This is a genomic window from Posidoniimonas polymericola (assembly GCF_007859935.1).
GTDB classification, from domain to species: domain Bacteria; phylum Planctomycetota; class Planctomycetia; order Pirellulales; family Lacipirellulaceae; genus Posidoniimonas; species Posidoniimonas polymericola.
The window spans coordinates 460,919-487,361 of sequence record NZ_SJPO01000002.1; the positions used below are offsets into that span (position 1 = coordinate 460,919).

12 protein-coding genes are annotated in these 26,443 nt (G+C 64.9%); 9 read left to right on the top strand and 3 right to left on the bottom strand.

Annotated features, from left to right (window positions below):
* The first annotated feature begins 783 nt into the window (after nt 1-783).
* The 4 genes from Pla123a_RS05750 (at nt 784) to Pla123a_RS05765 (ending at nt 6,386) form a co-directional block, all read left to right on the top strand.
* Nucleotides 784-1,482: an ABC transporter ATP-binding protein gene (locus Pla123a_RS05750; protein WP_146584779.1), complete on the top strand. Its 699-nt coding sequence runs from the start codon at nt 784-786 to the stop codon at nt 1,480-1,482.
* Nucleotides 1,460-4,102 (top strand): FtsX-like permease family protein, encoded by a 2,643-nt coding sequence (locus Pla123a_RS05755; protein WP_146584781.1) that lies wholly within the window; start codon nt 1,460-1,462, stop codon nt 4,100-4,102. Before Pla123a_RS05750 ends, Pla123a_RS05755 begins: the two co-directional genes overlap by 23 nt.
* 4 nt (nt 4,103-4,106) lie before the next feature.
* Nucleotides 4,107-5,288, top strand: coding sequence for a lipocalin-like domain-containing protein (locus tag Pla123a_RS05760; RefSeq protein ID WP_146584783.1), 1,182 nt, complete (start codon nt 4,107-4,109; stop codon nt 5,286-5,288).
* A 93-nt stretch (nt 5,289-5,381) separates the two neighbouring features.
* Nucleotides 5,382-6,386, top strand: coding sequence for an NAD(P)/FAD-dependent oxidoreductase (locus tag Pla123a_RS05765; protein WP_146584785.1), 1,005 nt, complete (start codon nt 5,382-5,384; stop codon nt 6,384-6,386).
* Between the two features lie 137 nt (nt 6,387-6,523).
* Here Pla123a_RS05765 and Pla123a_RS05770 read toward each other — a convergent pair whose 3' ends face one another.
* Nucleotides 6,524-9,628: a PA14 domain-containing protein gene (locus Pla123a_RS05770; protein ID WP_146584787.1), complete on the bottom strand. Its 3,105-nt coding sequence runs from the start codon at nt 9,626-9,628 to the stop codon at nt 6,524-6,526.
* A 437-nt stretch (nt 9,629-10,065) separates the two neighbouring features.
* Here Pla123a_RS05770 and Pla123a_RS05775 point away from each other — a divergent pair, with 437 nt between their 5' ends.
* Nucleotides 10,066-10,722: a sulfatase/phosphatase domain-containing protein gene (locus Pla123a_RS05775; RefSeq protein ID WP_146584789.1), complete on the top strand. Its 657-nt coding sequence runs from the start codon at nt 10,066-10,068 to the stop codon at nt 10,720-10,722.
* Between the two features lie 156 nt (nt 10,723-10,878).
* Nucleotides 10,879-11,028, top strand: a complete 150-nt coding sequence (locus tag Pla123a_RS24480) for a hypothetical protein (RefSeq protein ID WP_197527710.1) — start codon at nt 10,879-10,881, stop codon at nt 11,026-11,028.
* Between the two features lie 190 nt (nt 11,029-11,218).
* Here Pla123a_RS24480 and Pla123a_RS05780 read toward each other — a convergent pair whose 3' ends face one another.
* Both Pla123a_RS05780 and Pla123a_RS05785 read right to left on the bottom strand, forming a co-directional pair.
* Nucleotides 11,219-21,694, bottom strand: coding sequence for an FG-GAP-like repeat-containing protein (locus tag Pla123a_RS05780; RefSeq protein ID WP_146584791.1), 10,476 nt, complete (start codon nt 21,692-21,694; stop codon nt 11,219-11,221).
* Between the two features lie 718 nt (nt 21,695-22,412).
* The gene (locus tag Pla123a_RS05785) at nt 22,413-23,729 is read right to left on the bottom strand and encodes a PQQ-dependent sugar dehydrogenase (protein ID WP_146584793.1); all 1,317 of its coding nucleotides are present in this window, start codon (nt 23,727-23,729) and stop codon (nt 22,413-22,415) included.
* A gap of 516 nt (nt 23,730-24,245) precedes the next feature.
* Here Pla123a_RS05785 and Pla123a_RS05790 point away from each other — a divergent pair.
* The 3 genes from Pla123a_RS05790 to Pla123a_RS05800 all read left to right on the top strand — a co-directional run bounded on the left by Pla123a_RS05790 (nt 24,246) and on the right by Pla123a_RS05800 (nt 26,360).
* Complete coding sequence (locus Pla123a_RS05790; protein ID WP_146584795.1) at nt 24,246-24,491, top strand: type II toxin-antitoxin system prevent-host-death family antitoxin; 246 nt, start codon at nt 24,246-24,248, stop codon at nt 24,489-24,491.
* Nucleotides 24,488-24,925: a type II toxin-antitoxin system VapC family toxin gene (locus Pla123a_RS05795; protein WP_146584797.1), complete on the top strand. Its 438-nt coding sequence runs from the start codon at nt 24,488-24,490 to the stop codon at nt 24,923-24,925. The genes Pla123a_RS05790 and Pla123a_RS05795 overlap by 4 nt, the downstream gene beginning before the upstream one ends.
* A gap of 595 nt (nt 24,926-25,520) precedes the next feature.
* Nucleotides 25,521-26,360 (top strand): Gfo/Idh/MocA family protein, encoded by an 840-nt coding sequence (locus Pla123a_RS05800; protein WP_146584799.1) that lies wholly within the window; start codon nt 25,521-25,523, stop codon nt 26,358-26,360.
* The last annotated feature ends 83 nt before the right edge of the window (nt 26,361-26,443 follow it).

Below are 26,443 nucleotides of genomic sequence, written 5' to 3' on the forward strand. Positions count from 1 at the left end.
GACAACCGTCGCCGCTGGGGTCTCGTGGGGCGGGCTATTCTTGTCAACGAGAGCCACGCCGCCGGGGCGCTAGGCGGGTGCTCCCTGAAGCTGTGATCGCCCAGTACGAACAGGTAGGGAGGGGGCGGCGCCGTGCGCGCAACGGCAAAACCATCAGTTAGTTCTCGTCGACGAGGGCGTCTTCAGGCAGGTACGCGGCTCCTCTGCGGCTCTGCTAATCGGCACGGGCTCTGAGGGAGGGATCCCTGCAGAGAACGCGGCAAGACCCCCGAGGGATTGTGCGCCGTCGCCGCACCACGACGGCGTGGCCGAACGCCCGCCGCCAGGGCGTACATCGCGCGGCCCGCCGGAGACCAACGCCCCCTCAGACCTCACCAGCAAAGTCGAGCCGCTCCGTCTGGCGTCGGCGCCGGAGGCGGGTGAGCGACCGACGGCCGGCTCCGACGAAGATGAAGCTTCTTCAGCGGTAGGGAAGCCGGGGATGAGGAGGGGCGCCGAGCAGCGGGCCGCTGTGGGAGGTTTGGCCTTCCTCTCTAGGCCGCAGCCGCTCCTTCCTGTCGCGGGCGGTCTGGTCACTCTGCCCCACAGAGGTAGTGCCTCAACCCGCGTTCACGGCGTGGAAAGCCTGGCGTATGCATGGATTCGGTCACGCAAGGCAAGCTCTCGTCGAGGCGTGCTGGCTGAGCTTGTCGCCAGCAATCTACTTGGCTCTAGGAGATCTGCGCCTACAGTAGTTGGTTTCCACGATTTGCCCCCATCTGCCCGACACTGCCGGCAAACCGCATGCTTGAGATTGAGGCGGTTCACAAGACCTACGGCGAAGGCGACGCGGCCTACGAGGCACTGCGTGGCGTTTGCCTGTCCGTAGAGTCGGGGTCCTTCACCGCGTTGATGGGCCCCTCCGGCTGCGGCAAGTCGACGCTGCTGCACATCGCCGGGGCGATGGACCGCGTGACCTCGGGAACGGTGCGGCTGGCCGGGCGGCCGCTCGATGCGCTCTCCGACCAGCAGCTGACCGACGTACGCCGCCGGCAGGTCGGGTTTGTCTTCCAGTCGTTCAACCTCCTGCCCACGCTGACCGCCGTCGAGAACGTGGCGCTGCCGCTGACCCTGGACCGGGTTGCCGACCGCGAGGCCAGCAGCCGGGCGCAGGCGGCCCTCGAGAAAGTCGATCTCCCTGCCAAGGGCAAGAGCTTCCCGTCCCAGCTGTCAGGAGGCGAGATGCAGCGGGTCGCCATTGCTCGGGCGGTGGCGATCGAACCGGATCTGTTGATCGCCGACGAGCCGACCGGCAGTCTGGACTCGGAGAACGGGGTTCGGATCCTGGACCTGCTCGCGGAACTGAATGGTTCGCTGGGGATCACGATCCTGATGGCGACCCACTCGCACGAAGCCGCTCGCTACGCTGGGCGTCGCCTCACGATGCGGGACGGCCGCCTCGAATCCGCCCAGGAAGCCGATGCTCTCTCTGCGAATCTTTAGGCAGTTCATCCTGCGGTCGCTGGCGCACAACGGCGCGCGGTGCGTCGCCGCCGTCGCGGCGATCGCGATCGGCGTCGCCGTGATGCTCGCGGTGCGCCTGGCGAACAGCAGCGTGACAGAGACCTTCCGGGCGGCGATCGACGCGGTCGGGGGCGAGGCCTCGCTCCGCGTGCGGGGCGTCGCCGGCAGGTTCGACGAGCGGCTCTTCGGCGAACTCGACGGGCTGCTGCCCGGTGCGACCTTCAGCCCCGCGATCTCAACGATGGCGATGGTCGTCGGCGCCAGCGCCGAACCGAGCCAGACGAACCCGTTCCCGAGTGGTGAGCTGCTGCAGGTCCTCGGGGTCGACATCCTGGACGACTTCGACCTGCGCGACTACGACGTGCTCCGGACCGCCGCCGGCGACACCCGCTCCGCTCGCGAGACGCTCGGCCTGCTCAACGACCCTCGCTCGATCATCCTCACCGAGAAGTTTCTCAGGCGGCACGGCCTGCGGGTTGGCGACCCGATCCGCCTGACGTTCGACTCCGAGCAGTTCGAGTACCGCATCCGCGGCGTGCTGCTGAACAGGGGCCCCGCCCTGACGCTCGACGGCAACTTTGCGCTGATGGACATCGCCGCGGCGCAGCTTGCCGCGGACCGCCTGGGGAGGCTCGACTACGTGGATGTCCGGCTCCCGGAGGGCGCCGACCCACAGGCGGCACTGGAGCGCCTCCGCGAGCGCTTGCCGGAAGCACTGGTCGTCGAGGAGCCGGACGCCTCCTTCGGTCGAACCAACACTATGATCGCGGCCTTCCAGTTCAACCTGGAGGCCTTGAGTGGCGTTGCGCTCGTGGTGGGGCTGCTGCTAATCTACAACACCGTGGCGATCTCGGTAGCGGCTCGGCGTGATGAGATTGGCGTCTTGAGGGCGACCGGAGCCTCGCAGCGAACGGTCATGGGGCTGTTTCTCGGCGAAGCGTTCCTCCTGGCGACGCTCGGGACCACGATTGGGCTTCCCCTAGGTCGCGCGCTGGCGTCGTATGCCGTTGCCGGTGCCGCTCAGACGGTCGAGACGTTCTATATCGCGGGCGTGGCCGAGTCTTCCGCCAGCCAGCTGCGTCTGACCCTGGGCGACGTCTTGTTCGCGGCCGGTGTGGTGGGCCCGCTCTCCCTGCTGGCGGCGGCTATCCCGGCCCGCGACGCGGCGCGGGTCTCGCCCGTCGAGGCGGTGCGGGGCAACGGGCAGCAGTTCACGAAGCCCCGGCTGCGGCAGAAACACGTCGGGTTAGTCGCCTGCCTGTTGCTGGGCTGGGCCCTCACCCTGGTCGGGCCGATCGGCGGCCGCCCGGTGGCCGGGTTTGGCGCCGCGTTGCTGATCCTCTTGTCGGGCGTCTTCCTCAGCCCGGTGCTGCTGTCGCTGCTGTGCCGGTTCGCCAGTCGCCTGGGCGCCGTGGGCGGGATGCCCGCCCGGGTGGAGATGCGTCTGGCCGGGGCGAACGTCGTCAGCGCCCTGCCCCGCGTCTCGATCTCGGTAGCCGCGCTCGCCGCGGCGCTGTCGATGATGGTCGCCATCGCGATTATGGTGGGCTCGTTCCGTGAGACGGTGACCGTGTGGTTGGACTCGGCGTTCTCGGCCGACCTGGCGGTGAAGCCGGTGATGCAGTCCTCGAGCGTGTCCGAAGCCCGGCTCTCGGACCACGCGATCAACGTGATCCAGACGGACCCCGACGTGGCCGACACGGTCGGCGCGCTGTCGCGGCAGATCCCCGACGGGGACCGCGTGCTGAGAATCGCGTCGACGCGACTCGACCGGACGCTCCGCGAGTCACGCAGGCTCTTCAAACAACCGCCCCTGGCGGCGATCGAAGCGGGGGGCTTCGAGCCGGGTCAGGCGTTGGTCTCCGAACCCCTGGCCCTGCAGCGCGGGCTTGGACGGGGCGACACGCTCAGCCTGCCTACCGACAACGGTCGCCAGCAGGTCACGATCGCCGGGGTCTACTACGACTACTCCAGCAATCAGGGAACCGTCTTGCTGGACGAAGCGACCTACGCGGCGTTCTTTCCGCAGAGCGACCCCTCTCCCCGTCCCCAGAGCCTCTCGATCCTGCTGAAGCCGGGGGCCGACCCCGCGGCCGTTCGGCGACGCATCAACGACCGCCTCGGCGACGACGAACAGGTCTACTGCGTCACCAGCCAGGAGATACGCACCGAGGCGATGCGGATCTTCGACAGCACCTTCACGATCACCTACGCGCTGCAGCTGATCGCAGTGATTGTGGCCGGCGTGGGCGTCGCGTCGACCCTCGCCACCCTGATCCTCGACCGGAAGCGGGAGCTGGGTCTGCTCTGCCTCGTCGGCGCGACGCGGCAGCAGATCCGCCGCGTGGTGCTCTGCGAAGCAGTCCTTGTCGGCCTCGCCAGCCAGGTCACCGGGGTTGTGTTGGGCGTGCTGCTCTCGGCGGTGTTGATCCTGGTCATCAACGTGCAGGCGTTCGGCTGGACCATCCAGTTCCGGCTGCCGTGGGCGTTCCTGGCTGGGTCCAGCTTGTTGGTGGTCGCGGCGGCGGCCGCTTTCGGTTGGTTCCCCGCGGTCAGGGCCGCCGCGATGAACCCACTGGCGACAACCCGGGAGAATTGATCGGATGGCGAACGTCACGTTGGTTTTGGGCGTCGCGCTGTCGATTGCCGCGCTCGTTGGTTGCTCCAACGACCGGGCGGACATTGCCCCCTCCACAAAGTCGCTGCTGGACGAGTCGACGGCCACCCCGGCCGAGGGCCAAGCCGATGCGGCCTGGGCCAAGGCCCTCCAGCCGCGCGAGTTCAACTTCCCCGCCGACCACGGCGCCCACAGCGACTACCGCATCGAGTGGTGGTACTTCACCGGCAACCTCACGACGCCCACCGGCCGTCGGTTCGGCTACCAACTCACGTTCTTCCGGACCGGCATGCTCCGCGAGCCAGAGAACCCATCACGGTGGGTCGTCCGCGACCTCTACACGGCGCACTTCGCCGTTTCCGACATCCGCGCCGAGAAGCACTCCTTCGCGCAGCGGACGCGGCGGGCCGGCATCGACGCGGCGGGCGCCGCGACCGGACGGCCGCAGGTTTGGAACGGCGATTGGCGGGTCGAGGCCGAGGGGGACACGCACCGTCTGACCGCTCAGGCAGACGACTTCGCCATCGACCTCGCCCTCGAACCGGGCAAGGGGGTCGTGCTGCAAGGCGCCGGCGGCCTGAGCCAGAAGGGCGCGGCCGAGGGCAACGCGTCGCACTACTACTCGATGCCGCGGATGCCGACCGCGGGAACCCTCACGGTCCACGGTGAGACCTTCTCCGTTACCGGCGACAGCTGGATGGACCACGAGTTCAGCACCAGCTTTCTGGAACCGGGCCAACGCGGTTGGGACTGGCTGTCGCTGCAGCTTGACGACAACTCGGAGCTGATGCTGTACCAGATGCGTCGGTCCGACGGCTCGTTCGACCCGTACTCCTCGGGTTCCTTCGTGGGTGCCGACGGCGCTTCGACAGAGCTGCGCTCCACCGACTTCCGCCTCACGCCGGGCAAGACCTGGCGTTCAGAGGCCACCGGCGCCCGCTACCCGCTGTCCTGGCAAGTCGAGGTCGACTCGCTCGGCCTCAAGCTGCAGGTCACCCCGGCGTTCAAAGAGCAAGAGATGGCCACCGAAGCTACTACCGGCATCGCCTACTGGGAAGGCGCTATGGAGGTCAGCGGATCACGCGGGGCAAGGCCGATCGCGGGACGCGGCTACCTCGAGCTTACCGGGTACACTGAAACCGAACTTGGCTCGCTGCTTGGTCGGTGATGGACCGGAACCCCGACCGGCCGGCCCCACGCACACCAATCACGCTAGGCTCTTCCGCGCACCAGAAGAGCGCCCCGCCAGAAGGTAGTAACGATGCCGCCCTTAGTCGACCGCCAATCGAACGTCGCCATCGTGGGCGCCGGGATCTCGGGACTCGCGGCGGCTCGAGTCCTGCGCAAAGCGGGCGTGAGGGTCACGCTGTTTGACAAGGGGCGACGGGTCGCCGGCAGGATGTCGATCAAGAGTACGGCGGGCGGCTTCGCGTCCGACCACGGCGCCCAGTACTTCACTGTCAGGGACCCCCGCTTCCAGGCGCAGGTCGGGCAATGGTTCGAGCTCGGCGTGGCGTCGGAGTGGCGGGGGCGGATCGGCGTGCTGCGAGCGGGCCAATTCACCGCCAGTGACAAGCCCCACCATCGGTTTGTGGGGGTTCCTGGCATGAACGCGATCGCCGCGCAGCTGGCAGACGGGCTGGATGTCCGTTCGAGTTGCAAGGTCGTCGACCCGCGGCGGACCGAACGTGGCTGGCGGCTGGCTGACGAGCAAGGTCGCGACCTCGGGAGCTTCGACTTCTTGGTGGCGTCCGCCCCGGCGCCGCAGTCGGCCGAGTTGCTCCACGCGGCGCCCCCGCTGCAAGAGCTCGCGAACAGCGTCCGCATGACCGCTTGCTGGGCCGTGATGCTGGCGTTCCGTGAGCCGCTCGGGCTCGCTTGCGACGGCGCGTTTGTCGAGGATTCGCCGCTCTCGTGGCTGGCCCGCGACAGCAGCAAGCCCGGCCGGGCGCCGGACCGGGACACCTGGGTGCTGCACGCTTCCCCCGAGTGGTCCCAGCAGCACCTCGAAGACGACCGGGATGCGGTCCTCGACGCCCTCACCAGCGCCTTCTGGGAGGCGACCAGAGCGTCGCGGCGTCCCGCCATCTGGTTCGCCGCGCACCGTTGGCGGTTCGCCCTGCCCCCCGAGCCGTTGAGCGAGCCATTCTTGCTCGACGTTCCGTCCCGGAGCGCGGCGTGCGGCGACTGGTGCGGAGGCCCCCAGGTAGAAGGAGCCTACCTGAGCGGCGTGCGACTTGCGGACCGGCTGCTGCAAGATGACTAGTTGAGAGCCAACGGAAGTCGTCCGGATTAAGGTCGCCGGAGAAGCCGGTGGGGCTGGCAGCTGCTGAGGCGCCTAGAGCGGTTGGACAGCTTGAGGGCACGATCAAGAATTCGCCCGCCGGCTCTTGGAAACCCCACTCACCAAGCAAGCACGGAAGCAAAGGCCGCGTCGCGCACTCGTCTTGCGAGGCCATCCTCGGGTGGCTTGGCCGAGTCCGCCTCCTCAGGCGACCAGTGTCCCCTGCCCTCCTGTGGATTATCCGTTTCCGACGCTCGCTGGACTCTTGCTGAGGGAGCCAGCAAGAGGTTGGTGGGGCGCCCTTGAGGGATGGGGGGATGCGATGCCATGGCCTCTGACGCCGGCGCGATGGCTAACGTCTCGCTGGGCATCCAGACAGTGAGGTCTTGCCGGTTGTCGGAGGCGGCTACGGGGGGCGCCGGCGCCGCGAGGGCCGCTGCCGGAACGACGCTCGGAACAAAGAGCAGCTGAGACAGGTCGAGGGCTTCGTCGCTAATACGAACCTCGTCGATAAGGGCGTTGACCCAGTCGGCGGCGTTGCCGTTGTAGGCGCCGCGGCCGACCGAGAAGGCCGAGTTGGTGCTGTAGAGCACCTCGCCCGAGGGCCCACGGAAGTCGGCGCCGTACATTGCGTCGACGATGGTGTAGTCGCCGGTCTCACCCGCGATGAGCAGCTGGGCGGAGTCGCCGTCGCCATCGATCCATTCCACGAACAGCTGGTTGGGCTCGCCGCCCGGGAAGTTGTCCCCCCGGACCTTGACCTGCAATGGGGCGACGGGGCTGCTGACCGGCGCGCCGTCCTTGCCGACAAGCGTTTGAAAGCCGCCGAGCGCCTTTAGCCGGAACGCGAACTCGACGGTCAGCGCCTCGAACGTGTGCGTGTTGATCGGGCTGCCGGAGCTGACGTTCCCGTCGTTCCGTCCCGGGCCGTCGCCGCCCGGCCCAAAGTCCAGGGAGAGCGTGTTGGGAAGCCCGCTCCTGAGCGCCAGCGGCGATACGTCGGTCGAGTAGCTGGCGGCCGTGGACGACGCCTCGATGGTCTGCATCGGGTTGCCGGACCCCGAGGAGTCGACCACCGAGACTTCCCCCGCAATGACCGGTTGGCCGGCGGGCCCCTCCTCGTGACGCCAGTACGCGAGAGTCGGGTCTTGCCCTGGGGGGACCGCCCCGCGGTTGTCACGCCAGAGGGCGTAGTCGCCGGCGTCGATGACGCCGTTGCGGTTGGCGTCGGCGCCCACGCCGGGGGCGACGACCAAGCCGTAGCTCCCGCGCCAGACGGCGTAGTCGGACCGGTCGACCAGCCCGCTGCCGTCGAAGTCGCCGACGAGCAGCGGCCGCTCGGGGTCTGGTAGGCCACCGGGGACCGACTGGGGCGTGGACGTGGGGACCGGCTCGCCAAAATCGGGGTTCCCCGCCGCGTCAAAGGCGAACTCCTGCAGTAAGATGTCGCGGTCCTCCTGGAAGTTCGCCGGGTCGTGGTGGGCGTGGTACACCATCCAGTGCTCCGACCCGTCGAGCGACGTGGTGAACGAGGCGTGCCCCGTGCCGACGATGGCGCCCGCCTGACTGAACACCGGCGACGGGGACTTCTGCCACGACGACCGCTCGAGCAGCGAGCCGACGCCGTCGTACGTCAGCCGCCCTAGCGCGTACTCGTGCCGCCAGTAGCCGCTGCCCGAGTAGATGATGTGCAGCTCGCCCTGGTGCGCCAGGATCTGGGGGCCCTCGTTGATCGCTAGCCCTTGCCTCTCCCACGCGTAGTCTGGCGTGCTGATCAGGTGGCGGTCCCCGCTGATGGTGAGCGGGTCGGACATCTCGGCGATGTAGAGGTTCTGCTGGCCATTGGTCGCCCCCGGCCAACCCGACCAGATGAAGTACAGCTGCCCCTGCCAGTCTAGCACCGTGCCGTCGATCGCCCACCGGTCGGTCGCCGCTGCGATCTGGCCCCGGAACACATAAGGCCCCATCGGGTCGGGGTCGTCACGCTCGAGCACGTACATGCGGTGGTTGGCGTTGTCGCCATCGGACGCCGTGAAGTAGAGGTACCACTTGCCGTTGTGATGAAAAATCTCGGGCGCCCACACCTGCTGAGAGTAGCTTGTCCCCAGCGGCGCGGTCCACGCGACGACGGTCGAGCTGGCTGCGTTGCTGGGATGAATGTCGACCAGGGCGTCGGCCTGGTCGATCAGCACCGACCGGCCTGCCGATCGGACGTGCAGGTAGCTGTTGTTCCACTGGGTAACGTACGGGTCCTGGCCGGGGCCGAGCGGATTCTGAAAGGTAAGCTCCGTCGGCTTCGCGGCCCGCAGGTTCTCGGTACGGATGACCTGCGTCTGGTTACCGGTCTGCCCCTCGCCCGACCACGATAGCGATACGCCGGCGGCGCCCGATTGGTCGTAGTAAGTAATGCGGACATCGTACCACTTGCCGGCTTCGAGCTGCTTGACGCCGGTCGCCGTGCGGGTCGTGTGCGGCTGCCAGTCGTCGACCACGAGCTCTCCGTCCACCCACAGCCGGACGCCCTCGTCGCTGGTCACAGAGAACGTGTAGGCCCCACTGTGGTCGGGGCGGACCTGCCCCGTCCACTCCACCTGGAAGCCGTCGGCCGCCACCGCGGGGTGGGCAGACGCGGCGCCCCAGTCGAAGTCAATGTTGGCGTCGTACCGGCTGGCCGCTCCGCCGGCGCCGTCGGCGTAGCTGCCAAAGAGCCCCGCCGGGCTCGTGTACAGCTGCGAGGCAGGGACCACCTCGCGCGGCAGGCTGGAACTCGACCACTCGAGCTGGACCTCGGCCGAGCCGTACTGCTCGTAGTAGTCGACGCGGATGTCGTAGCGTCGCCCGGAGACCAGCGAGACCGTCGCCGAGTCGACCGTGGTGTTGTGCGGGTCCCAATGATCGATCAGCAGCCGACCGTCGACCCACAAGCGGACGCCCTGATCACTGGTCGCGTAGAAGGTGTAGTCCTCTGAGTAGGCGGCCCGGACCTGACCGGTCCAGCGGACGCTGAAGGTGCTGGGGGCGACGCCCGGCGCCGGAGAACCGGTTCCCCAATCGAAGTCGACGGCCTCGACGCTCTCGTAGGCGAGGCCGGTGAAGCCTTCGTTGTGGAAGTACTGTGCTGCGAGCCCCCCCGCGGAGAGGAGCGTCCGCTGCTCGAGCGTTTCGAACCATCTGCGTCGCGTTGGGTTTCCACGCTGACTTGGCGCCTGTCGATCGTTCCGCATGCTCTCACTAACCGCGTCATGTTCCGTGGGGCCGGCGTAGGCGCCCGGTACGCCGTCCGCGACCGCGTTTGCCCCTTCGGCAGCGGAGGTCCCAGGCAATTCCCGTGGGGCCGCCTGCAGCAATCGACGGCTTAACCCCTGGGGCGAACCCGTATTATACCGACGCAGAACGCGCGTCTGCGTGCGGTCGTCCGCGGCCCTCGGCTCAGATCGAGGCCAGAAAGGGAGATCTCCCCCTCACGCCATGGCGGACGCAGCCAAGCGGGACGCCCAGTTACTGGAGTGACTCCCCCACGCTCGCTCTGCGGAGCAGCGGTGATGGTCCGCCACGCGGCGTCGCGGGCTCGATCTTTCGCTTACCCATCCCCGACTCCAAATTTGCATGGACGAAACTTCGGGAGCGGTCGAAGATCCCGGTTGAGACCGACCGAGTCGGTTTGCCCCTGTACGTCCCCGACAACGAGACCTGTCGACTGGATTGGGCGCAGTACCTGCCCGGTATTCGCGTGCCCCTGATCGTGAAGTGGCCCAGCCGCGTGGCGGCAGGCGGGGTCCGCAACGACTTGGTGAGCATGCTGGACGTGACGGCGACGATTGTTGACGCCGCCGTCGTCAAGTGCCCCGATACTTTCGATGGGCGCCCTCTGTGGGGCGCCGCTTACGAGCAGCGAGACTGCGTCTTTGCCGCTCGCGACAGCATCAACGAGGTTCACAACCCAATGCGTTGTGTTCGCACCCAAAAGTTCAAGTACATCCGGAACTTCGCTCCAGAGCTTGGCTACTGGGAGGGGAAGTACTACGAGAAGAACCGCCCGATGCTGCCGGAGATCCGCATGCTGGCGGCGGCCGGGCAGCTCACGCCGTCTCCAGAGCTCATCCTCAAAGCAACGGCGCCGGCAGAGGACCTGTACGATCTTTATGCAGACCCGCACGAGGTCAACAACCTGGCTGCGTCCCCTATTCGTCAGGCAACTCGCAGCCGTTTGCGGACGAAGCTTGATCGATGGATTGTACCGACCGGCGACACGGGCCTCGAACGCTGGCACGCGGAAGGCGGCGGTGGAGAACGAGTTCCAGCCGGGGGGATCCGGTAGCGTCGCTAGCGGCTGGTGACAGAGCTAGCGCGGCAAACGGGGCGGCCGTGCGCGAGCTGAAACGAGAGTTGAGCCTACAGTAGACAAGAATTGATCTGACACACGGGTGTTCGAGGCATGGCCGTCGGGCCGCGTGTTGCTCAACGAGTCGTGGCGATGAGCACCCATCAGAAGATTGCTAGGAACCGCGTCGGTCTGCGGGAGCAGGCGAATCCGCAGGGCAGCGTCTCGCGGGCGTGCCGCATCCTCGGCTGCAGCCGGGACAGTGGCCTGCGACTTGCCGCCCGGATGCCGCAAGATGACTAGGTGGCAACTGACGCCAGCGGAGGATCCGCAGAGTAATTGGAGAAAAGGCTCCGCGTCCACAACATCGCGACGCACCTTTGCCGCGAAACGGTCGGCGTGGTCGGACCGATCGACGGAGCGCGTCGCGGCCAGTGTGCAACCGTAGTCAGTGGCTGATCGCCGCGGGCTAACGCATTGCCAAGTGGACGGGCTAGCCGCGGCTAGGAGAACTAAGCACCTGTTCTGTCAGCGTTGCTGTTGATCCGTCTGAAGCCGCCGGCTCGTCGGCATCGGAGCCGATAGCCTGGTCGTAGTCGGCTCGGTAGGCAGTAGCGAGCGGGCGCCGCGCCTGCTCAATCGCAAGCAGTTCCAGCAGATCATCCGTCACCGGGCCGATCGATGTGGTTGGAGTCGGCCGACTAGCAGGCTTCACGATCGGTGGTCCAGTGTCGATAGCGGCAAACGCGAGCGCATTGATAGCGGCTTCGGTCCAGGCTGCCTCCGACGACGCCAACGGGGCCTCGACCGGCGCGGGGTCAATCATCAGCGGGTAGTCCTCGACTTCGCCGTCCGCGGCCAGGCCCTCGGGGCCGAGCTGGCCATGGGTGCTGATGCGGAACCGAGCGTAGGTCGTTCCCAGCTGGGCGTCCGCCGGGACGTCGAAAGCGAGCTCGTTGATGCCGAGCCCGGCGGGGACGCTGGCAAACACCTGTTCTCCGTCGTCGTCCCAGCTGCCGTTGCCGTTGAAGTCGATCCAGGCGTCGAGCAGTCCTGCGGCTCCCTGGACCTCAACCGTGGCCGAGGCGCCTTCCTGCCCGGCCTGCACAGTGGTGAGCAGCACTCCGTCGTCGTCGAGGTCGCCTACGGCAGTGTCCGAAGGCGCGGCGTCGGACGAATCGGCACGCGTCGCTCCCAGACGCGGGTCGACGTCGGTCAGGCGAGAGTGCCGGGCGCCGTCGTCGGCCAGGAGCGTAGCGTAGGGCGCCGGCGCGTCGCCGAAGTCGCCGCCAGGCTCGTCGCTTTGAACCGCGCCACTAAGCCTGCTTGTGCCGGTGACCGCGTACTTGGGGCCTCCCCGAAACCCGATCGAGAATGGTTCGTCTAGTTCCGAAAGCCCGTCATCGACGGCGTTCAGGGCGATCGTAGTCGAGTTGCTGCCAGCGGGGATAACGACCTGGCGGGCGCTGAGACCGTTGACGGTGTAGTCGACGTTGAACCCCGCCGTTCCGCTTGGGAGCAGCTCCAGCGTAAAGTCCTGATCGAGCTGCTCGGTGCGAGTGAAGGTCACCTCGAGCGGCTCTCCACCTTCCAGCAGATCGGTTCCGCTTGTGGTGACATGAACGGAGGGGACGTTGACAAACCAAGTGAGGCCCTCGTAGCCGCCTGTGACGATGTCCAGATCACCGTCGCCGTCGAGGTCGCCTATCTCCGCACCGAACCAGCCGTACGCACCCGCTATCTGCGTCAGAAACACTCGCTCCGGCTGGGCGACTCGCGCGTCCCGCCAGATGGCGTAGTCGACGGCGTCGACCCTGCCATCGGCGTTCCCGTCGGCACGCGGGGCGACGCCGACTTCTCCGTACGTCGAACGCCACACTTCGTAGTCGGCCTCATTCACGACTTGGTCGTCGTTGTAGTCGCCGCGGAGCCGGTTCTCTTGCCACGTCAGGAAGGGCGCCCCGCTGTACACCGCGTCGAGGTCGCCGTCGCCGTCAACGTCGGCGGTCGTCACACTCGACGCGTTGTAGGCCCAAAAGGTGCTGGGGAGCTCGGTAAACCGGCCGGTTCCATCATTCTCGTACCAAGACCCGGGTGAGGAGTAGATCCCAGACGTCGCGATCAGGTCGGTGTCGCCATCGAGGTCAAAGTCGCCTGTCGTAAGGGTCCCGTAGCGAGAAAAACTCTGCGTTGGGCGAGGATCGGTCAAGCGGGCGGTGAATTCCTGGCTGCCGTTGTTCTCAAATGTCACGATTCGAACGCCGGCGGCGCTCGCGACGACGAAGTCCAGATGCCCATCTCCGTTTAAGTCGGCTAGGTTCGCGTTACTAGCAGGGTAGGGCGAGGGTCGACCGAAGGGGATAACGCGTCGCGTGAAGGCCGCCGTGCCGTCATTCTCTAGCCACGCGAAGTTCTCGAGTGTCGGTGATCCGTCATTCGATCCATAGGTTAGGCCGCCGAAGAGTAGGTCGATGTCGCCGTCGGAGTCGATATCTCCTACGGCGTACGTCGAGACCGAGTCCATGCCAGCAGGGCCTTCAATTGCCAAGAAGCCGTCCGCCTGCTGCAGAAAAACCCCTAGCGTATCGGGGGCGCCGCTGACTCTGGCCACCCCGAGCACATCTAGGAGGCCATCGCCATTGAGGTCGACGACCTCAGGCTGCAGGATCGTCAGCGAGGCGAGGTCGCCGACAGTGTGCTCTGCGAAGCGGGTATCGCCTAGGTTTTCCTGCCAAACGATGGTCTGCCGGTTCAGCACATAGACGACGTCGAGGTCGCCGTCTCGATCGAAATCCACGACATTCGGGTAGGTGGCGTCCGACTCGGGGGCGCCGATGGCGCCCGTGGCGAAGGTTGGGACCTTGCGTTGCGCCGGGGCGATGGTCAACAGGTAGTCTTCTACCTCGCCGTCATCGGCGGCGCCGACAATGCCGAGTCCGCCCGTGGTGCTGACGCGGAACCGGGCGGCGGACTGCCCTGGCAACGCCCAGCCGGGCGTGGTGAACAAGAGCAGATTCTCACCCTCGGAAATTGGCTGGCCGGCGAACACGTGCTCGCCCGGCCCGTTCCAGGTGCCGTCGCCGTCGAAGTCGATCCAGGCGTCGAGCAGGGCGCCGTCAGGTGCGTCGCTGAGCTCGACGGTCACCTCGGACGAAGCGTTGCCCGGGTAGGTCGCGGCGAACACGACGCCGTCGTCACCGGCGTCGCCCGCCGCGTCGGCGGAGTTGAACCCCGCGCCCTCGGTCGTGCGGGTGGCGCCGAGGTAGGGGCCGGTCGCCCAGTGGGCGGCGCCTCCGCTGGCGGCGTTCACCGGGTAGGGGAAGGGGGCGTCGCCGTAGTCGGCGATATCGGGGTCGCAAAGAATGACCCCCGCGGCCCTGCCCGGCTGCCCCAGCAGGTCGACAATAATCGATTCTGCCAACTCGACGACACTGTCCTCGATTGGGCGGATGACGATCTCAACAAACGGTGAACCAGCTGGAATCTCAGTGGCGATAACGGCGGGGCTGCTCACACTTGCCCCTTCGATCAGGTAATCCTCGCCAAGGGTCGCTGTTCCCGACAGGGCGAGCTCGACGTTGATGCCGCGGTGGCTGGCGCTGCCCACCTCAACGCGGATCACGATCCCCAAAGTCGAGTCTTCCACGACCGCAGACGGGCCGGAGCTCAGCGAAATCTTGAGGGGCTGCGACCAGCGAGTGACTTCCCCCGAGGATTCCCAGGCGAGGAGGTCGAGCGTTCCGTTGCCATCGATGTCGCCAACCGCCAGTGTGCTCGACTTGATATCTAGATGAGTTTCGGAAAGACCCGAGGCGCCGTCATACTCCAGCACCACTGCTTCGTCGTCGTTGCCAACGGCGATTTCCATCCGACCGTCGCCGTCGAAGTCGCCGATGAGGGGGCGTTGCCAGTATCGAGAGGACGACAGAGTCTCGTAGTAGCCAAACTCGCCGCCGTCGTTGACATGCCATCGGACGGACCGTCCGATCGTGATGACATCCAGGTCGCCGTCGTCGTCAATGTCAACTGTTGTGGCGTAGTTGTGATTGCTGGCGAGAGACAGGTAGTTCTGCTTGAACTTGCCATGGCCATCATTCTGCAGCCAAATTGGATTCAGGCCGTGCAGGTCACCGGTGACCACGATGTCGACGTAGCCATCGGCGTTGACGTCGGCAACCTCGAGGTCAACGGGGCCGGCGTCGAAGGAGCTCGTCGCATAATCACCAATCAGGTGGAGCTCGTAGCCGCCGGCAGCGGCCTCGAGCCACAGGACTTCTCCGTTCTTCCTGGCGACAACAAGGTCGGGCGTCCCGTCGGCGTTGATGTCAGCGGCCACAGCGTCCATGACATCCTGGAACGACTCGTCGATGGTGCGGTAGGTGAACCCGCCAATCCCGTCGTTCTCAAGCAGGCCAAAACCGCCCTGCGAGTAGCCGTTGACCCAGACGAGCAGGTCCGGGGCGCCGTCCTGGTCGATGTCAGCTGGTGAGACCCCGTCAACCCGCCGGCCCAGCTCTCGAAGCACGTAGCTCTCATCGCCGGTGTTCTCGGCCCAATGTTCTCCTGAGGAGGGCAAGCGGGGAAGCAAGTCGAGGTCCCCGTCGCCGTCCAGGTCGATTGCTTCCAGTCGTTGGTAAGACCTGTACTGCCCATTTAGGGTAGTAATCGCTCCGGCCTTCGCGAATTCGCTAGTCGTAGCCGGAGGCGCCTCAATGGTGATCGCGTAGTCCTCGACCTCGCCGTCGGCGGCCGGCCCGGCGTAGCCCAGACCTCCCGCGGTGCTCAGGCGGAACCTGCCGTACGCCACGCCCGGGTTGGCCCAGGCCGGGACTTTGATAATCAGCGTGTTGTCGCCGACCACAACCGGCGCGTCGGACAGGATGTGCTCGCCAGGACTGTCCCATGAGCCGTCCCCGTTGAAGTCGATCCAGGCGTCGACACGGCCAGGAGCGTCCTGAACGGCGATAGCAACTATGCCCTTAACGCTGCCCGGGAAAAGCCCTACGAAGGAGACTCCATCGTCATCGTCGCCATTCGCCGCGGCGCTCGGTGAGCCGTTTGTTTCCAGGCTCGAGCTTGCGCCGAGCCTTGGGCCCTGGATGCCGACTGGGGAGGGGGCGTGCAGGGCGCCATTTTGCGCGAGCAGCGTTGGGTACGGCGCGGGAGCGTCGCCGAAGTCGGCCAGCGTGTCGTCGCTGGTGATGGTGAATTCAAAGTCCGCTGCTTCGCCGGCCCGGTACCCCCGGCCGGGGGCGAGCGTAGCAACTAGCGTCTCGTCGCTCTCGACCACGAGGTCGTCGATAACCGAGAGCGAGTAGGTGGCAGACCGTTGTCCCGCGGGGATCGTCAGCAGGAGGACGCCGGGCTCTCGGAGCGTCGCCCCCAACAACTCGTAGTCATCGAGATACTCTGCTCCGCCCCCGACAAGCAGGGCAAGCTCAGTTGGGACCAGCCGGGCGTGGTCAAGCTCGACGACAAGGTCGAGAACGTCCCCCTCGCTGGACAACGATTGTGCGTTCTGAAGGGATATCTCAGCTGTGACCACGTTCTCGAGCCAGTTGATCATGTCCGACCCGGCGGAGAGCGCCACCTGGTCGAGGTCTCCGTCGCCATCCAGGTCGACGCTGAGCAGCGGGGTGTGCAGCACGAAGGGGTCGGTTTGCGACGCGAGCGTGAACTGGCCGTCCCCATCGTTCGCGTAGAAGTACGAAACGCTGTAGCTGACGCCATCGAGCACAACGAAATCGAGGTCTCCATCTCCATCGAAGTCGCCCACCTCGGAGTCTTTGTACTCGTAGCTGTGTCCCGACGCCCGGGTAATGAGCGTGAAATTCTGGCTGCCGTCGTTTTCGTACCAGGCGACACGCAAGCCGCGGGCGGAGAATGCGATGTCCAGGTCGCCGTCCAGATCAATGTCGACCGGGTTCGTAGCGCGTATCCCCCCTCGCGCGTCGATGACATGCGGATCGAAGTCGCCTTCACCGTGATTCTCGAACCAAGTAACAGCGGCAATGCTGCTGCGGACACTTCTCGCGGTGACAACATCAATGTCGCCGTCTCGGTCGATGTCCGCCAGGCTCAGATTGTCCGCGTAGCCCAGCTCGCCGTTGATCGCTCGCTCTTCAAAGTAGCTGGGGGCCGTGCGGCGGAACCAAGAGAGTCGCCTGTCTTCGTGGCTCAAGACAACGATATCGAGCGAGCCGTCACCGTCCATGTCGGCGATAGCGGCAGAGCTGGGGAGGCCCCAGTTGGCGGCAATCAGGTAGGAGCTAAAGTTGCCCGCACCATCGTTCTCGAACCACTTTACCCACTGTTCCCCCCCAGTAACAAAGTCGACATCGCCGTCTGCGTCGAAGTCCCCGCTGCTCAACACGCGCCCCGTGGCGCCAGCGATCTCTCGGATTTCGAAGTTCTCGTTTCCGTCGTTCTCCAGCCAAGCAACCTGAGACGGTTCAGACAACTCTGCGAGCAGATCCATGTCGCCGTCGCCGTCGATGTCGGCCGCCTCAAGGCTCTCCGGATTGAAATCGGTTTCAGAAATCAGCAGGCGCCGCAGGAAATCGCCCCCGGTCGCGGCCGGAGACGCGATCGCTACGATATAATCTTCGACCTCCCCATCGACCGCCACGCCGTAGGGCGTGGGGCTCCCGGTCGAACTCAGGCGGAAGCGGGCGTAAACCGGTCCGGCTCCAACGTGGCTTGGCACATCAAAGCTAAGCTCGTTCTGGCCGACGTCGACGCTAACGGAATTGAAGATCTTCTCGCCCACCCCTCCCCAGGAGCCATCGGCATTGAAGTCGATCCAGGCGTCAAGAAGGCCGCCGGCGCCGCTAACGGTGACGGTGATCGTGGCGTCCTGCTGACCGGGCCGAAGCTCGCCAAACACGACGCCGTCGTCGCTGCCGTGGGCATTCGCCTCGGCGTCCGGCGTACCGTCTGGCTCGCTGCCGAGGAGCTCGCCCAATAGGGGGGCATTGGCCGGGTCGGCGGTCGGGGAGTGACGGGCCCCGTCTTCGGACAGGAGCGTCGCGAAGGGGGAGGGGGCGTCGCCGAAATCGGAATACAAGTCATCGCTAGAAATCACAATCGTCGCGCTGGTTTGGCCAGATAGCACGTAGTTGGCGCCGTCCCGAAGCTCAAGAAGCAAGGCCTCCGAGGTTTCAATATGGAAGTCATTGAGTGCGACTAGTTCAAGTCTCGCCATCCTCTCACCGCGTGGTATTGTGATCACGCCAGTGTCGCCATCATAGGAGGTAGCTCCAACGAGATCGTAGTCAGAGCGATAGTCTGCGGCGCCACTGAGGCTGAATGCGACCTCGACAGAAGTGTTAACGGCCTCTTGGGTAGTGAGGGTGATGGAGAGCGGCCGCCCGTCAGCTTCCCCGATCAAACCCTGGTTGATCGCCAGTTCAACCGAATGGGCCAGTTCTGTCCACTCGACGCCTTCGGCACCAATTCTTCCCGTCAAGAGTTCGAGGTCGCCGTCGTTGTCGAGGTCCGCGGCGACTGGTAGCTGGGCCCCGTTTGCGGGCGACATCGCGTGCTCGACAAAGCTCCCCGAGCCATCATTTTCGTACCAGGCGAAACCCCCGGTGCTAGAGATGTTGACCGCGAGATCAAGATCAGAGTCGCCGTCGAGGTCGACCACCTCGATGGAATGAACCGCGTGCGGGGAGCTCGGGAACGCATTGATTTCGTGCTGGGTGAAGACCTCGCCTCCGTCGTTCTCTAGCCACACGAGCCTCTCGTCGTCTTCAGACCAGGCGACGATATCGGTGTCGCCGTCGGCGTCAAAATCGCCAGCTGATACAGCGGTGGAATAGCCTAGGCCGCCGACTGCAAGCTGCTCGATATGGTTCCCATCGCCAGCGTTCTCGAACCATAGGACGTCGCCGTTAACGGAAGCGACCAGCACATCAAGGTCTCCATCGCCGTCGATGTCTCGTGCGACTGAGTCCCAGGGCTGGTAAAGGCCAGCAGACACGATCTGCTCGGTAAAAACTTGTCGACCGTCGTTGAGGTACCAAGCGATCGTCCTGTCGGAACCCGAGGAAACCCCAAGAACGTCAATGTCGCCGTCCCGATCCACATCCGACGCTGCAACCATTCTGGGGTCTCTCAGCGACGGAAACGCATTGCGCCGGACGAATGCTAGCTGGCCGACGTTCTCGTACCACAACACGCTGTCTGCTACTGCAGAGCCAACAAGCAGGTCTAAGTCGCCATCAAGGTCTAGATCCGCAGTGGAAAGGGCGTACCCAATTACCCTCTCACTGTCGATTAGGTGGTTCGCGAAAATACCGCCGCTAAGATTCTCCCGCCACACCAGGCCGCCATCCCCCAGCGAGGCGATGATGTCGACGTCCCCATCGCGGTCCAGGTCGGCAGTGGTAATAGAGTCGGCGTACATGACGGTTGGGTCGAGCTCGCCGCCGTACTGCAAACTCCCGTTTGCCTGAACAGGAGGCGTAATCAAGAGCTCATAGTCTTCGACCTCGCCATCACCGGCGACGCCAGATACAGCGAGCCCACCGTGGCTGCTGATCCGAAATCGGGCATAGGTGACTCCGGGAGCTGCGGTGGCCGGAACGGCGAAGAACACAGGAGTCAACCCGACTTCCAGCGGCAGACCGGCGGCAATCTGTTCCCCGGGCCCATCCCAGGAGCCGTCCCGGTCGAAGTCGATCCACGCGTCGAGTCGGCCTGGTGCGCCGCTTACTTCGACAACAGCAGTAGCGGCGGACTGCCCCACTCTTACCTCCGCGATTGTGACGCCGTTGTCGTCGTCGGCGCTGGCGTCAGCAGAGAGGAGCCCGTCTGGTTCCAATGACAGCGACGCTCCGAGCATGGGCGTGTTCGCGGACGACTCGCTGTGCAGAGCGCCATCGCTGGCGGACAGTGTTGGATAGGGCGCGGGGGCATCACCGAAGTCGCCCCCAAATTCGTCACTCAGGATGGATCCTGACGCCTCGAAGTCGTCTCCAACCGCGTAGCCCGCTCCTGGGAGTAGTTGCACGACTACCGACTCTGCTCCCTCGAAAAGCGAGTCATCCAGGGGCGTAAATGATAGTTCAATAACGGTTTCCCCGGGCGGGAACTCTGCCTGTCCAAGGCCGCCCTGGAGCGCTACAGGGCCGCCGACGACGTAGTCAAGGCCATGCGCCGCAGAGCCGCCGACCGAGAAGCCGACCACTGTCGGGTTCACGCTTGGGTGGGAGAGTTCAAGCCGAAACCTCAGCGGCGAGTCGGGGGAGACTTCCGAGGCGACCCCGTTGAGCACCGTCACGCTGGCATTGACGACGTTCTCGTACCACGCCAATTTGTACGGAGAATTAAATGCCTGCAGTAGATCGAGGTCGCCGTCCTGGTCTATGTCCCCGATGGTCATGGCCCCACCGCCCGCAGCGTATGATGGATCGCTGGCCGAGAATTGCTCTGCCCCATCATTCTTGTACTGGACAAGAACGCGAGGTGCGGCCCCCGAGGAAGTCGCTATGTCAGTGTCGCCGTCGCCGTCCCAGTCACCTGCGAGGATTTGCTTGCCGCCGACGGTGCCAGTTTCTGTCCCTAGGATTAAGTGTTCACGAAACCCGCCGTTTCCTAGATTCTGGTACCATCCGACCGCGCCTGTCAGCCCAGAAACCGCCGTCAAATCAAACATCCCATCGCCGTCGACATCAATCACCACAGGTTGATTTGGGTTGCCGAACGATGTTGGTACTCGCCTCTTGGTGAAGTTCCCAGAACCGTCGTTTTGCAGCCAGTCGATGTTGTAGAAGAAACCGCCGCTTCGTTCCACAAGGATGTCGAGATCCCCGTCGCCATCCAAGTCGACGGCCTCAGCACCGATCGCGTTGTAGAGGTCCGATGCAATCTGGTGTTCGGTGAAGTGCTCGAGTCCATCATTCTCATACCACGAAACGGTGTGTTCGAGGCGTGTTGTGCCGAGAAGGTCGAGGTCGCCGTCCCCGTCCAGATCTACGAAAGAGACATCTGACGCCGTGTTCGCATTGTAGGAAACAATGTGTTCTGTGAATGATTGTGAGCCGTCGTTCTCGTACCACGCAACCTTGTCGTTGTAGTTAGAGGCTGCCGCAAGGTCTAGATCTCCGTCAGCGTCAAGGTCTGCCACGGCAATCGAGGTGGGGGCGTCAAGCGTGTTGGGGACAAGGTGTTCGCTGAAATCTAACTCGCCACCGTTCTCTAGCCATACGATTGCGTCGCCGCCAAACGACAATGAGACGATGTCAAGATCTCCATCTCGATCAAGGTCGAGAGTCACGAGCTTCGTAAGGGGGACCGAGGTATGCGCAATGTAGGTCGGAGCCGCGTATTCGCCCGCCGACTTGGATGGTGACGAGACCTCAACGATGTAGTCTTCTACCTCTCCGTCAAGCGCTGGACCGAATGGGCTCAGTCCACCGATTGTGCTAATCCTGAACCTCGCCGAGGTGTGGCCGGCCTGGGCCCAAGATGGGACCTCGAATCGAAAGCTGTTTTCGCCGTCTGAGACTGGGGCGTTGCGAATGATTTGATCGGTCGCTCCGTCCCACGAACCGTCGCCGTTGAAGTCGATCCATGCGTCGAGCCGCGCGCCGGCTGGAGCGTTCTGGACGTTCACGGCCACCGTCGCGTTGGCTTGGCCAACTCGGATCTCTCCGAACGTAACTCCGTCGTCGCCGGAGTCGGCGTCGGCAGCTGCGGAGGGTAGCCCATTCATTTCGGCTGTGCGTGTCGCACCAAGCTGCGGGCCGACCGCTTCGTGTCGCGGGCCGTCATCCGCCAGCAGCGTTGGGTAGGGCTCCGGCGCATCGCCGAAGTCGGCCGCCAGCAGGCGGCGCCCCTCGAGCAGTTCGAACACGAGCGACCGGCCACCGCTCAGCCGGGCGAGGCGGTCGCCGCGACGGTTTCTTCTGGGCGGCTGAGCCTTGCCGCGGCACTCGTTGCCAAACGCACGATTCCAAGCCATTCCTGTGCCGCCTGAAGCTTTGTCGACTGCCCCTTTTGAGCTCGGGCAGTGGGATCCGGGAGAAGCCCCTAGTATACACGGATTGACGCAAATTAGGCACTTCTGAGGTGGGTTTTTGCCCTGACGCCAGCGGTCGGAAGTGAACGCGTGGCTGCTTGGTCGTGGTGCGACCAAACCTGCTGGTGGTACGTGAATTGACGCTACGTTACGCGATTACTCCCTCTCTTATTCCGGCCGGGCCTACCCGTCGGAATACGAGTCCGCCCTGCAGGCCGCCCTTGCTAGTCTGAGGGCTTTTTTCCCTCAGGAACTCGGCGGGACCACGTTCGAGATCGCCGTCGGCGCGGTCGATTGGGCTCAGACCAGCCACCCCAGCAACTGGTATTAGATCAACCCAGGCGCCTGCGGGTTTGAGGTCGGCAGGTATCGAGATTCGGTCACCGCCGACGCTGCTGCCTCGACCCGCGGGCGATCCTACGATTGCGAGAGCCGCTGGCTCAACCACAGGGACGCAGTCCAGACCTGCACAGACCGAATTTCTGGTCCGGGGATAACGGCTCAGTAGTGGCTAGTTCGAAAGCTGAAGTCGCGCAACGAGGACCACGGGTCCTCTGCCCGCGGCGTCTGCTGCGCCAGTGCGGCAAGCATGATTGCTACGGAAGCCACGCCGCGGTCTTGTCGGGTTAGTCCCGAGCGAGTCCCTGGAGGGCCGAGGAGGCTATTTATTGTAGGACACCCGCCAGATCACGCCGCCGTCGTCGTCGCTGACCAGCAAGTCGCCCTGCGTGGTCACCTCGACACTGACGGGCCGGCCGTAAACCTGGCTCGCGTCCCCGTCGGCAATGAAGCCCGCGAGGAAGTCCTCGGGCGGCTGGGGTCGGCCGGCCTCGTCGAACGGCACGAACACCACCTTGTAGCCGGCGAATTTGGCGCGGTTCCATGACCCATGCTGACCGACAAACGCCCCTTGGTGGTAGCGCTCGGGGAACTTGTCGCCGGTGTAGAACGCGAGGCCCAAGGACGCGGTGTGCGAACCGACCGGCACGTCCGGGACGATCGCTTGGCTCGCCAATTCCTCGTGAGGGTCTTCACCCCACCGGGGGTCGGGCAGGTCCCCGTAGTACGAGTAGGGCCAGCCGTACCACCCTCCCCGGCGTACACTTGTGAGGTAGTCGGGGACGAGGTTGTCGCCGATCTCGTCGCGTTCATTGACCGCGGTCCACAGCTCCCCCGTCACGGGGTTGTAGTCCATGCCGACTGGGTTCCTCAACCCCGACGCGTAGAGCTCTTCGCCGGACCCGTCGGGGTTCATTGCCAGGATGCACGCGCGTCGCTCCTCCTCCTCCATGCCGTGCTCGCCGACGTTGCTCGATGACCCGACCGTCACGAGCAGACGCCCGCCATCGTTCGTCGCCAGTAGGTTGCGGGTCCAGTGGTGGTTGTAGCCACCAGCGGGGAGCTCAGCAATCCGCTCGCCTTCGCCCTCGAGCCGCGTCATCCCGTCGCGGTAGGGCCATCGCATCACCGAGTCGACATTCCCGACGTAGAAGTAACCGTCGACGACCGCCATGCCGTAGGGCTGGTTGAGCCCGTTTGCTTTGCTGGCGAACTCGAACCTCTTATCAACCGAGCCATCGCCATTGGCGTCGCGGAGCAGCACGATGCGGTTGGGGCTGTTGCGGGCGTCGTCGCTAAGGGCGACGAAATAGCCTTCGCCGGTCGGGGCGATGTAGACCCGGCGTGGGTGGTCGAGGTCCTCTGCGAACCTGGTCACCGTGAAGCCATCGGGCGCCCGCGGCGCCGCTCCCTCGGGCCACGGCACAACCTGACTACGCTTGGTGGTCGGTTCCGACGCGTAGGGGGGCGGCAGGGTCAATTCGCCTACCGCTGTCGACACGGTGACTGGGGGTTGGGCGGCCAGCTTGGCTTTCTGGGCGTCAGAGAGCGACTCGGCAACCTCGGCGTCGACCGACCTGCTCGAGCCGAGCAGCAGGCAGGCAGCGAGAACTACGACCTTTTGACGTCCTATTCGCATGGTTATCAATCTCTCTTCTTCGGAAGTCGCGGCTGACAACGCAGGGTCGCCTCACGGAGGCCGACCTCACCCGCGATTTTAGCAACCTGCGTGCCAACAGACAGCTCGGTGACGCTCTGTGGGTTGGCCTCGTTGCAGCAGTGGCTTGCCCGCTCGCCGTTGCTGCTGGGCATCAACCTGGGGTGGATCGGCCGAGTTCGCCTCGGGATGCATTGGGTGTCCCCTGCCCTCCCGTGGGCTACCTGTACTCGACGCTCGCAGGACCCTTTTTGATGGAGCCACCAAGAGGTTGGTGGGGCGCAATTGGGGGCTGGCCGCTGCCCCGGCGTCGTCGGTGTAGCTCTCCTAAAGAATCAGCAAGCCGCACCACGTTGCTGCACGTCACAAGTCGCCACGCCGCGTTTCGACCAAGCCGAGAGGCTGAGGACCGAAAACGCCTGCAAGACGAGTTTTCTTCACTGATCGCGAAAACGGTGCAAGAATTGAACTAGTTTAACTAGTCAAAGGGAGGTCGCTATGCCCCACGCCGAATGGAATATTGCCGATGCGAAGAGCAAGCTCAGCGAGGTGCTCAATCGAGCAGAACAGCAGGCGCAATTCATCACACGGCGGAACCGCCAGTACGTCGTTCTTGGCGGCGAAGAGTACCGGCGTCTAACCGGAGACGTTGCAAGCCTGAAGGAATTGATCCTGAGCGGCCCCAGCCTGGAAGGCCTCGACCTGGAGCGTGATCCTAGCCTCGGCCGGGAGTTGGAGCTGTGAGAACCCTGCTCGACACCTGCGTCCTCTCAGAAATCCAGCGGCCGCAAGGCAACCCACGGGTTCGTGAGCGGCTGGAAGCCCTCCCGCCGGAAGCCATCTTCTTGAGCGTGCTGACCCTCGGGGGATTGAGGAAGGGGATCAACAAGCTGGCGCCGAGCGCCAAAAAAAAATCACTGGGGGTGTGGTTCGACCAGGTCGTGAACTCCGCCGAGGACCGTATCTTGCCGGTCGATCTTGAGACCGCCGTGATCTGGGGCGAGATCACCGCCAGCTCGGCAGCAAAGGGTAGGCAGATTCCAGCCGTCGACGGCCTCCTCGCAGCCACCGCCCTGCGGCATGGGCTGCACCTGGTGACCCGCAACATCACCGACTTCGTGTCGACCGGAGTGATGCTCATTAATCCCTGGGAAGACCTGTCGGCAAAGCCCCGTTGAACGAAGTGACGCCCAGGATAGCCCCACGGCCATCTCCAGGGGACGGGACGCGCGCCGGAAAAGACGAAAGCGATGTCCGGCCCGTGGGGATGCCTCGGGCTTCCGTTCTACCGCGGTCTATTCCTATTGATCACCGCGCGGCGAATGCTGCCCGTTGCCGATAATCTCCTCCGCAGAATGCTTCTTCCATCGTGGCATCTTGAACCTCCTTCACATGACGTCCACGCAGAGCGATTATCGCTCCACCTGTGGACTCGTTTGAAGGGGGCAGGTCATCGCCGCGAACTGATGACCAGCCGCACACCGTCGCTGGTGCGGAGCGTCTCGTTGGTCGTCTTGCGGGCCTTACGTTTTCCCGAGTTCGATTTGGCCGCGTCGGTGGAGCGGATGTGACCGACGCACTGTTAGCCGCGTATAGCGCTTCGGCGTCGTGAGTTGGAACGCCCGCGAGACTTCGCAAGATTCTCGCGGGAATGCATCGTCTGGTTGGCGGCTCCTTGCCGGCACAAACGGGAGCTGCTAAACATCCCAGGGCGCCGCGTCGGGCAAGGACCGACTCGGACGGCGACGATCATTGAATACCGCGGAGGAGCCAATGCCAACGGGCAGGATCGGTCTCGTTGACGACTGTCTCGACAATTTCCACGCGAAGACCTACCTCGCCGCCTTCCGCAGCGAGTTGGCGGACCGTGGCTGGGAGGTGACCGGCGCCTTCGCTTTGCAGAACGGCGAAAGCAGGCGGTTCGCGGACGAGCACCGCGTGCCGCTCGTCGACAGCATCGACGACCTTGCTTCCCACGTTGACGCGTTCGCTATCCTAGCGCCTTCTTCGCCGCAGACGCATCTGCCCTTGTGCGAGCAGGTGCTTCCCTACGCCAAGCCAACCTTTGTCGACAAGACCTTCGCGGTCGACTACGGGCAGGCGTGTTCGGTTTTTGACCTCGCCGACCGTTTCGCGACGCCAGTCCAGACCACCTCGGCGTTGCGGTCAACGAATATTCAAGCCTACTGCCGTCAGCTGCGGGCCCCCATTCGTTCCATCACCGTGTGGGCGGGCGGCGACACCTTCGACGAGTACGGCGTGCATCCGGTCGAGCTTGTCATTAGCTGCCTGGCCGTCGCGCCAAGCCGGCTGGTGACCTCCACCTCTGACCCGTTGATGACGATCCTACTCGATTTCCCGGATGGAGTCGCGGCGACGATCCATTTCAACGCTCGCGAGCATCTACCCTTCGAAGCACTCGTCGAAAGCGCAGAGGACAAGCGGCTGCTGCGGGTTGACGACTCTCGCCTGTTCGTAGACGCGGCGCGGGGCATTCTCGACTTCTTTGACGCGGGCCAACCGCTGGTTCCTCGAGAACAGACGCTGTCGGTGATGCGCATCCTTGACGCCGCGAAGAGGCCGGAGGCCGGCACAAAGTGGGTTGGCCTCTGACGGAACCGATGCCTGGGGGCCGGCCGGCCGCGCTATTGTTGTTCGTTTTGCCGCCGGTCATACTCCGGGTCGAGGGGCGACGC

What these genes read in the sequence shown, in the direction of transcription:
- Pla123a_RS05750 (WP_146584779.1), top strand. Translation starts at nt 784, where the DNA reads ATGCTTGAGATTGAGGCGGTTCACAAGACCTACGGCGAAGGCGACGCG.
- Pla123a_RS05755 (WP_146584781.1), top strand. Translation starts at nt 1,460, where the DNA reads ATGCTCTCTCTGCGAATCTTTAGGCAGTTCATCCTGCGGTCGCTGGCG.
- Pla123a_RS05760 (WP_146584783.1), top strand. Translation starts at nt 4,107, where the DNA reads ATGGCGAACGTCACGTTGGTTTTGGGCGTCGCGCTGTCGATTGCCGCG.
- Pla123a_RS05765 (WP_146584785.1), top strand. Translation starts at nt 5,382, where the DNA reads ATGCCGCCCTTAGTCGACCGCCAATCGAACGTCGCCATCGTGGGCGCC.
- Pla123a_RS05770 (WP_146584787.1), bottom strand. Translation starts at nt 9,628, where the DNA reads ATGCGGAACGATCGACAGGCGCCAAGTCAGCGTGGAAACCCAACGCGA.
- Pla123a_RS24480 (WP_197527710.1), top strand. Translation starts at nt 10,879, where the DNA reads ATGAGCACCCATCAGAAGATTGCTAGGAACCGCGTCGGTCTGCGGGAG.
- Pla123a_RS05780 (WP_146584791.1), bottom strand. Translation starts at nt 21,694, where the DNA reads ATGGCTTGGAATCGTGCGTTTGGCAACGAGTGCCGCGGCAAGGCTCAG.
- Pla123a_RS05785 (WP_146584793.1), bottom strand. Translation starts at nt 23,729, where the DNA reads ATGCGAATAGGACGTCAAAAGGTCGTAGTTCTCGCTGCCTGCCTGCTG.
- Pla123a_RS05790 (WP_146584795.1), top strand. Translation starts at nt 24,246, where the DNA reads ATGCCCCACGCCGAATGGAATATTGCCGATGCGAAGAGCAAGCTCAGC.
- Pla123a_RS05800 (WP_146584799.1), top strand. Translation starts at nt 25,521, where the DNA reads ATGCCAACGGGCAGGATCGGTCTCGTTGACGACTGTCTCGACAATTTC.